We start from the raw sequence: 9,197 nt of genomic DNA, 5'->3' as shown, positions 1-9,197 counted from the left end.
CGCGGTAGCTCTGGACAATCCCGTAGACTCACAAAAACTATCTAACACCATGCCTTTTTCCTTTTTCGAAGCCCCGCGATACGCCCGGCGTAACCGCTTCGTGACCTCAACACGCGCACCCATAGAAACCACTCATCATTCATACCAACAATATATTTTCGCGCTCAAACTATATGAGGCACCAGACCGCCTACGCGCTCAAAATACATAAGGTACGCTGCATGTTTGCAAACTCACATAGGTTAGGCTAACCTAAGTTCTGACATGGTTGTCATGTCATCCCTACAAGATAGGAGATTGTTATGAGTACGAAGGTGGAAATTAAGAAGGTCGAAGAGCGTCGCTCGGATAAAACCATTCTTGCTCCGAATTCGAATCATCATCCTGGGCCGCATCCGACTACAGCTTTCCAGGTTGCAAGTAACAAGTGAACGATTTAGTTCCTGGGGTTGCTCCGGTGGGTGTGGAAGATGCATTCGTTCAAGTGTGGCTCGTTGACGGTGGCTGCTTGGCTCGAGATGCACACGGCGACTTATTGCGACTATCTTTTGAAGGTGCAATAGATGATTTGGGTGCACGTGTATCGTGCCCACCCACCGTAGCAACCCTAAACTGTCAGATACCTGTACCTGAAGGCGTAAAGAACCTTGTTATTAAGGTCTGGAATCCGTTTCTAACAGAAGAAGATCAAACTGTTCTTCTTCAATGCGCTAAGGATTGTCTATCGGATTCCCCTTTTTTTGAAAATATCTGCATTTTACCTGCAGATGTTGATTGTGGTGAATCCATGGGGGATCAAGGCTCGTCAACTCTGGTGGTTCAACTTTTCTTAACGCCGGACATGGAGCAAATTCAGCGCGCCGAAGATCAAGCCCTTGCATGTGGTGCAATGTTTTGTGCAGTGATAGTGCGCTTCCCGCTGCTGCTTGTAGGACCATGTGCTGACAGTGAACATGCTGGGTTGTACAGTCAGTTTTATAAGCGTTTAGTTTCAGCCAGTCTGGAGCCGCTAATGACGCATGTTTCACTGACAAAACCGTTGTTGGACGGATTTGCCAGCCAGCTGGATGTTTGCTTGCAAGCTATAAGAGGGATGGGTTTCGGTGAATTCGCAAACCCTCTTTCTTGGTCTAGCCTAAATTTAGTCAATGGCGAGTATGAAAACCATTGGCTCGTGCCCTGGATTGATTGGGCTGGATATGCGCAAGGTAATGATTTCCCACGATTGCCGGCACAGGCTTTGATGGATTCTGAAGTGGGAGTCGTAACCCAACTTCGTCATATTAGACACAATGAGAATCTGCCTGATTGTCTCACTACTGTTCAATCAGATGTTGCAGATATAAGGGTCATATCCCAATGGGCAAATAACAGCGTTTGCCAGGGTAGCGCCATCAATGATTGGCAGGATGCTTCTAACGCAGCGGTTGGCGAGGCGATTGAGCGTTACTGCATTAATATCCTTGATTTGCCGCGAATCATCGTCGGATCGTGGACTGCTCTTGAGCGGCAGGGATTACACCCGTGGTCGCCACAGAGTTTTGTGTTGTTCAGCGATGAGCAATACGCTCGGGATGGTTTCCCTTTTGAGAGATTTACAAAAGACACCATAATTCCATGGATTGATGGTGTCGTATTGGGGACGGGAGAGCCTGTATACGTTCCCGTATCTATGGTTTATGTTAACTATAACCATACGGGATTCGTTGATGGAGTCTCCCTTTCAAACTATCCTCTGATTAACCCGGTTCCTTATGCAGGGGTTGCTGCTGGGTCTAGCGAATATGATCCGATCGTCAATGGGCTTGAAGAGATTATTGAGCGTGATGCCACCATGATTTGGTGGCATAGTAAGCCTGCTATAGACCCAGTGAAGATTAACAGCCCACAGGTTGACGCAGTTATTCAAGAATTTGAAGCCAAGAGATTCTCAGTGAAACTGTTTATTCTCCCTAACGAGTTTAGAATTCCTGTTGTCGCTGCCTGTCTGACAAACGAGCAATTCGAAACGTGCAATATAGGGTTTTCGTGTCGCCCCAACGTAGAAGATGCCGCCTTGAAAGCTGTTACCGAAGCGGGAACGCTATTCGATGGTTCGATTGATTTGCTTGACCAGAATGGACGCCTTTACGAGGCGATACGCAAACGAGAACTCTCAGAAAAGATGGCTTTGCCGTGGCGTGCTGATAGACACTACTTAGATTCTATTGATTGGGATTTTAGCCGCGTTACAGACCTGATGATTCAACAACACATTAATATTGATCCGCGAGCAAAACAGTACCGCTCCGGTCATTTGAATCGCCAAGAGCACAGCGCCGACCTATCATGGCTTGACCAATCTGAACAGCGCAATAGGGAATACTACCTTGAACGACTGGAGGCTCACGGATACGACACAATTTGTGTTGATGTAACGACTCCTGATATTCGAATGTGTGGCGGTCGGGTCGTCCGGGTATTGGTTCCTGGGCTCGTGCCGAACTTTGCTGCCGGCCATATCACCCTCGGTCATCGCAGAATACAAGATGCTTACTTCAAAATGGGGCTGCTAGACAGTCCACAAGAATTTGCTGATTTAAACTATTTCCCTTTGCCTCATGCCTAACACTGAACTCGTGACTAAACGTTCCGCACCTCCCGACGAGAAGCTCATAGCTCCTGGTCTGTTAGCCGCAAAAAGATGGGTCTCGTTGCCCTCTTACGTGGGGCTTACGCTCATCCTTATTGTGGTATGGATTCTAGCTTTGGGAGTAGGTGCTGTCAGCATCAATCCGCTTGTCACCCTACGAGTAGTTCTGGAGAATATCTTTCCCGGACTCTACTTTACGGGGCTTCCTGCCCCCGCAAGTACCGATCATGATGTTATCTGGAATCTGCGTATGCCGCGAACTCTCCTTAGCGTCATCTGTGGTGCTGGTTTGGCTGTGTGTGGGCTCGCTACACAAGCCCTGCTCCGCAATATTTTGGCCGATCCTTATATTCTGGGGATTTCTTCCGGGGCATCTACAGGTGCTGCGATGGTTATGGTTCTCGGGATTGGACTCGGTTTTGCTTCGCCCTCAATCGCGGTCATGTGCGGAGCATTTATCGGATGCCTTGTCTCGGTATGCCTTGTTTTTGTTCTTGCTGGGTTGAATGGCAGAAACTCTACAACAAAAGTGGTTTTTGCTGGCATGGCAGTAAACTTCTTCTTTTCGGCTTTGACAAGTCTGCTCATCATGGTGGCAAAGAATCCTTCTGTCACGAAAAGTGTTATGTTTTGGATGCTAGGTTCCTTTAGCGCCACCCGCTGGAGGGAAATCCCAATTGTATTCTTCGGTGTCCTCCTAGGTTGCCTCTGGCTGTTTATAAGTGGCAGGAAAATAGATGCGATGACACTGGGTGATGATGCAGCGCGTGGTCTTGGACTCAGACCAGATCGCACTCGGCTCCATGTGTTCTTTGTAGTTGCGTTTATCGTCGCCACGCTAGTGTCTGTGAGCGGAACAATTGGGTTCGTCGGTCTTGTCGTACCGCATATAGCAAAGAAACTTTACGGAGGAATTTTCCGTAACGCTATCTTCGGATGTGCCCTTGTTGGCGCCACATTGATGCTAGGTGCCGACTTGTTGTCACGTATTTTGGTATCCCCCGGGGAACTGTCTGTTGGTATCATTACCGCTCTGATCGGCACTCCACTACTCATGTCACTTATTCGTAGGAATGCGGTTAACGATGCTTAACTCACACTTTTGCGCTCAAGTATCTGAAACGCCATTGTTTTCACTCGATGATGTGACGGTAAAATTCGGGAAAACGGTTGCGCTGAACCAACTGTCGGGGACTATTCCAGCAGGTATGCATGTTGGTTTAATAGGCCCGAACGGGTCGGGCAAGACGACACTTATGCGAGCCTTATACGGGGCAGTTAAACCTAATCGTGGTCGAATTAAGTTGGTTGGGGAACCTCTCGACAGTCTCCAACCGCACGAGATAGCAACCAAGATTGCTCTAGTTCCACAAAACCAAATTGTGCCGCAAAGAGTCAAGGTTATTGACGAAGTACTACTTGGCAGAATCCCTTTCTTATCCGCTTTTGCAACATATTCTCACAGTGACTATGACCTAGCCGCGAAGGCGCTTGACACAGTAGGGTTGACAGGCGTTCGCGAGAAGTATTCTGATCAACTCTCCGGGGGAGAGCGGCAACGAACCGTTATCGCCCGGGCGCTGACCCAAGACACGAACTGTGTGCTACTTGATGAGCCTACGAATCACCTCGACATTTTCTACCAGCATAAGGTGCTGAGTTTACTCAGGCGGCTGGCTCCCAATGTGGTCACGGTGCTTCACGATATTAACCTCGCAGCAAAATACTGCGACTGGTTGCTCATGCTCGACCACGGCAAAGTTTTCGCTTCCGGGAAACCCCACGAGGTACTAACCGAAAGCAATATCGAGCACGTGTACGGTGTTCAAGCAACAACCATCCATCACGAAGGCAAACTGCAATATTGCTTCAGTGTTAACAACGATAAGGAGAAATCATGATAAAAACTAGGCTGCAGATTCCACGAGCAATAACCTGCGTAGCGCTATTGGTAGCGTGCGGACTTGCTGGATGCACGACGCAAAAGCCTGATGATTCCGGTCAGAATACCCCTTCTGCTGCGAACAGTGCTGCGTATCCGCAGGAATACGATTCGTGTGGGACAAAAGTTACTTTAGATCAGCGCCCAGAGAGAATTATTGCGTCAGGCAGAGAAGGGGTTGCTAACCTTGTAGCTGCTGGCGGCGCGGATCGGATGATTGGTAGATTCGCAGAACACGGGGCGCAACAGTCCGATGAGGTTGAAGCAGCCGTCAAGGATGTCAAACAACTCGAGAATAGTTCGGGAGAAGCCCACGGCGAACTCTCGTTCGAAGCAATCCTCAAACTCAAGCCTGACATGATTTACGGCAATGATTACGGCGAAGTCGACGAACTTGAAAAATATGGGATTAAAGAAATTATTAGCCAATCTTCATGCGTTTATCTAACAAATGTTGATGAGGTTGATCGGGCTGACCTTACGGGTATTACGAAAACGATTCGCAACCTTGGTAAGTTGATTGATTCGGAAAAGGCAGCTAACGAAAATGCCGATAAACTAGATCAAGAGCTGCAGGACGCGCAAAAAGCTGGTGAAAGCCTGAAAGAAATGACCGTCGCCGGGTTGTATTACTGGGATGCGTCTGATGATCTGTTCGCATATGGTGCTAATTCCACCTTGCAGGGCATCTTTGAGGCCTCGAAACTGAAGAATGTTGTCGACCCGAAATACGATGCGATGATGAACGGTGCTATCCAGCCTGAGGCGATCATCAAAGCAAATCCCCAAGTAATAGTTATTACCACTGGGGAGTCGGGGATCACTCTCGAGGATTCCATGGACAGACTGAAGGCCATTCCTGGGATGGATCAAGTTGATGCAATTAAGAATAATCGCGTCATCGAGCTGCCTTCCGGGGCTGCGTATACCATCGCGGACGCTATTCACGGAGCTACCGCAACAGTTAAGGCCCGTCAAAACTACTAGGAGCGCCTAGTCCACACTAGATGAATGAAAGTATGTCGATGAAACCTGCCCACTTATGGCACCGCCAAATGACGGTGTTACGCATAGCCCAAGTCGGGGTTAGAATCATGATTCCGCCGATACTTCTTGGTCTGGTGTTAAGCGGTGCCTATGTTGGGCAGGCATTCATCAGTTCTGCGCTTTTCACGGAACTTCTTGGTAGTCGTGATAAAGGCACGATAGTTCGACTACTCATCGCTTTGAGTGTGTTTCTGGTTGCTATTCCGCTGATTGGTATTGCGAAGGCTTATCTTTTGAATCGAATAGGGTTGCGCCTGAAAGTCAATTTGCGTAAAGCGATTTTGACTCATGTCGATAGGCGTGGCCCCATGCGGATGAGCAGCCAGCGAGCTGGGAATCTTGAGTCGCTTATGGTTGACGGAGTTGAAGCGATTGAACCTTATTACGGCACTTATCTACCCCAAATCGCGATTACTACAATCACTGCAGGGTCTATCTGCGTGTGGATTGGAACAGTCAGCCCACTGGCTGGGATAGTTTTATTTGTTTGTGCAGTCATCACATTCCTGATTCCACGAGTATGGGACAAGGTGTTAGCGGAGAAAGGCCAAGAACACTGGGACGCTTACGCAGAGCTTAACTCGGATTTCGTCGATGCTATGACCGGCATGACTACGCTCAAGGCTTTTGGCGCTGCTAATCAATTCGGAAAACGACTCGCTAAGCAATCCAAGGAGCTTTTGCGCTCAACCCTCACCCAGCTACGCGTGTCACTTGGAGAAACCGGGGCATCGTCAGCCATGATGGTTCTCGGGCCAGCATTTGCCTTGTTGATTGCTATTGTCGAGGTTCGCAGCGGAAACTATCCGGTCACGAAAATATTCTTCATTACCTTGTTAAGCATTGAAGTATTTAGGCCTTTGAGAGACCTCGCCAATGCTTTCCATGCCGGCTATTTCGGACTATCCGCTGCCGACCAAATCTACAATACGCTCAGCGTTGACTCTACCATCCCAAACACGACTCAGACATCCAGGAAAACGCTTCCTGAGTCAACCCCCGCAACAATCGAAATCTGTGAACTGAGCTATCAATACGAATCAGCCACCACGAATGCACTCGAAAAAATTAGCCTTACCGTCGAGCAGGGGCAGTTTATGGCCATTGTCGGGGGATCGGGCTCAGGAAAATCCACTCTTCTAGGGCTCATGCTAGGTTTTGATGCCCCAAAATCAGGCACCGTGACTATCGGGAAAACCCCGACCGCAGAACTTGATATCGTCTCTACAGTCTCACTGGTGCCGCAAAACCCTGTCATCTTCCCCGGGACGGTTGAAAGTATCCTCAAAGAAGCTAACCCGCGTGCCAGCCATGATGATCTTCTTCAAGTGCTGAGTGTCGCTCAAGCAACCGATTTTCATGCTGAAGCCTCCGACGAAGAAGTCTTGGCTCATCGCCAAAAGGCTCAGCAGGCTGATCTGGAACTCATGATTGAAGAATCAGGGGCTAACATTTCTGGCGGACAAAAACAGCGTCTGGCTATCGCTCGCGCTCTCATCCGTAAGCCGCGCGTCATGATTCTTGATGAATCCACTTCGGCGCTCGATTCGCAGGTTGAAAAGAGAATCATTACCAGTCTGAGGAAAGATTTCCCGACCATGACGCTCATCCTCGTCACTCATCGAATGGACGTAGCGTTAATTGCAGATACGGTCACAGTGCTTCGAAAAGGTCGCATCAGTGAATATGGTTCCCCTGATGGTTTGTTAGCACGAAAAGGCGAATTCGCTGCGATGGTGGATAATTCCACAGGGAGCCTGACAGGTGCGAAAGAAACGGAGGTAAACAAATGAGAAAAACGCTTCATGATTTGTTCTCCATCATGGGACGGCTACGTGATTTCCGAGCGTTATTTCTAGCCTCAACCCTGGTCATAATCATCCACCAGCTCGCTTTAGCAGGTGTTGGAGCATTGAGCTACTGGATTTCTTCGTCAATCGTTGTCGACATCGATTATGAAATTACCTGGCTATTCGCAGGTCTATTCACGATTGCGGTTGTTCACGCACTTGGATATCTCATGGATGCTTGGTGGTCACACCAGCTCGCTTACCAGGTACTTGCTAGCATGCGCATCGACTTGTACAAGGTCATTCAGCGAATCGCCCCAAAAGGTCTGAAAGGTAGAAAAATCGCTGACGTCACTGCTGCAGGTATGAACGATATGGAACAACTCGAATGGTTCTACGCTCACACAGTCGCCGCCGCCTTGGCCGCTCTCATTAGCCCCACCATCCTTATCATCATTCTGTACGTTCTCATCGGCCCTTGGGCTTTGCTCACCCTTGTGTCCCTTTTCGCCCTAGTCGCAGCCCCGGCACTATTTGCCACCATTCAAAGACGTCAAGGAGAAAAAGTTCGCGCAGGCCTAGCCCAACTAAAAAGCCTCGGCTTGGAATCCATCATCGGGATTCGTGAACTCCATGTACTTGGACAAAAAACAAAACACGCAAACCGGGTATTCAAAGCCACAACTGATGTACAAAACCTGAAACTGCATCAAGCAATTCGAAAAAGTGGTGAAACAACATTATCAAGTATCGTGGTAACTGCTGTGTCAATCACTTTACTCGTGGTCATTACGGGTGACGTGCTTAATGGAACTCTTAACCCAGCGATACTTCCGGTTGCTGTCTCGCTAGCTGCCTCAAGCACCATCCCCGTTAATACCTTTGCGGGAATGTTGGGGATTATGGGAGAAGTCTCGGCGTGTGCTGCGCGTGTAAACGATTTAATGAACGCGCCTGATTCCATCAAAACGCCCACCGGAAACTACACGCCACTGTCCACATCCTTGGAAAACTACCCGAAGAGAGACCTTGACTACAACCAGGTCAGCTTCAAATACGATACAGAAGATGTTCTTGCCGATATCAACCTGAACATTCCAGACGGCCAAACAGTCGCGATTGTGGGGCAGTCAGGAGCGGGAAAAACCACCCTCGCATACCTAGCTATGCGCTTCTATGATCCAACCAGTGGACATATAGATTTCGCTGGACTACCGCTGACAGGTATTTATCCAGACGAATACCGCCAGCATCTAGCCCTCGTTCCTCAAGACGGACATGTTTTCGTCGGAACCTTTAGAACTAATCTGACGCTAGCGAAATGGGATGCCTCTGATAACGAATTATGGGAAGCAATTGACGCCGCCGGCATGACTACACTTGTAAAAGACCTCGGCGGCCTAGACTCACCCATCGGAGACCGGGGCACAAGCCTGTCAGGCGGAGAACGACAGCGCCTCGTTCTTGCCAGAGCATTTCTGCGCTCACCGGAACTCCTCATCCTCGACGAGCCTCTAGCCAATATTGACCCACAACTAGAACAAACGATCAACCAGGCATCCGGGGCACTACGTACGGGAAGAACCACAATCGTAATAACCCACAGGCTTCCGTCAATCCTCACTGCAGATACTGTCATCGTTGTTAAAGACGGACGGATTCACAATAGAGGAACACACGAAGAGCTACTGAAAGATGATTTCTATAGAAGCCTCTTAGCCAATCAGCTGACTTAGACGCAAAACAGTTTTTATCGAGGTAAATACCGAGCTGGCTCAATCACATG

At 48.9% G+C, this 9,197-nt stretch carries 7 protein-coding genes; all 7 read left to right on the top strand.

Translation table 11 applies throughout. The features are described 5' to 3' along the window. Window positions 1-302 precede the first annotated feature (302 nt). From RDL66_RS07265 to RDL66_RS07235, 7 genes are read left to right on the top strand one after another with little or no spacing between them, the layout of a single operon-like run. On the top strand, window positions 303-431 hold the full coding sequence (locus RDL66_RS07265) for a hypothetical protein (RefSeq protein WP_308536194.1): 129 nt from the start codon (window positions 303-305) through the stop codon (window positions 429-431). After that, a complete protein-coding gene (locus RDL66_RS07260; RefSeq protein ID WP_308536192.1) occupies window positions 428-2,608 on the top strand; it encodes a YcaO-like family protein in 2,181 nt (726 codons plus the stop codon). Before RDL66_RS07265 ends, RDL66_RS07260 begins: the two co-directional genes overlap by 4 nt. A gap of 10 nt (window positions 2,609-2,618) precedes the next feature. Then, entirely contained in the window at window positions 2,619-3,725 is a 1,107-nt protein-coding gene (locus RDL66_RS07255) for an iron ABC transporter permease (protein WP_295026636.1), read from the top strand. After that, entirely contained in the window at window positions 3,718-4,533 is an 816-nt protein-coding gene (locus tag RDL66_RS07250) for an ABC transporter ATP-binding protein (RefSeq protein WP_297346509.1), read from the top strand. The genes RDL66_RS07255 and RDL66_RS07250 overlap by 8 nt, the downstream gene beginning before the upstream one ends. Beyond that, window positions 4,530-5,561, top strand: coding sequence for an ABC transporter substrate-binding protein (locus RDL66_RS07245; protein ID WP_297346510.1), 1,032 nt, complete (start codon window positions 4,530-4,532; stop codon window positions 5,559-5,561). The genes RDL66_RS07250 and RDL66_RS07245 overlap by 4 nt, the downstream gene beginning before the upstream one ends. A 32-nt stretch (window positions 5,562-5,593) precedes the next feature. Next, window positions 5,594-7,414, top strand: a complete 1,821-nt coding sequence (locus RDL66_RS07240; protein WP_297346511.1) for an ABC transporter ATP-binding protein/permease — start codon at window positions 5,594-5,596, stop codon at window positions 7,412-7,414. Next, the gene (locus RDL66_RS07235; RefSeq protein WP_295026630.1) at window positions 7,411-9,147 is read left to right on the top strand and encodes an ABC transporter ATP-binding protein; all 1,737 of its coding nucleotides are present in this window, start codon (window positions 7,411-7,413) and stop codon (window positions 9,145-9,147) included. The genes RDL66_RS07240 and RDL66_RS07235 overlap by 4 nt, the downstream gene beginning before the upstream one ends. Window positions 9,148-9,197: the final 50 nt, after the last annotated feature.

Origin of the sequence: uncultured Mobiluncus sp. (assembly GCF_902488535.1) — a bacterium.
In the GTDB taxonomy this organism is placed as follows: Bacteria; Actinomycetota; Actinomycetes; order Actinomycetales; family Actinomycetaceae; genus Mobiluncus.
This window is presented reverse-complemented; position numbering and strand designations above follow the sequence as displayed.

Bases quoted from the DNA above. Each gene is read 5' to 3' on its own strand.
- RDL66_RS07265 (WP_308536194.1), top strand. From the start codon at position 303: ATGAGTACGAAGGTGGAAATTAAGAAGGTCGAAGAGCGTCGCTCGGAT.
- RDL66_RS07250 (WP_297346509.1), top strand. From the start codon at position 3,718: ATGCTTAACTCACACTTTTGCGCTCAAGTATCTGAAACGCCATTGTTT.
- RDL66_RS07245 (WP_297346510.1), top strand. From the start codon at position 4,530: ATGATAAAAACTAGGCTGCAGATTCCACGAGCAATAACCTGCGTAGCG.
- RDL66_RS07240 (WP_297346511.1), top strand. From the start codon at position 5,594: ATGTCGATGAAACCTGCCCACTTATGGCACCGCCAAATGACGGTGTTA.
- RDL66_RS07235 (WP_295026630.1), top strand. From the start codon at position 7,411: ATGAGAAAAACGCTTCATGATTTGTTCTCCATCATGGGACGGCTACGT.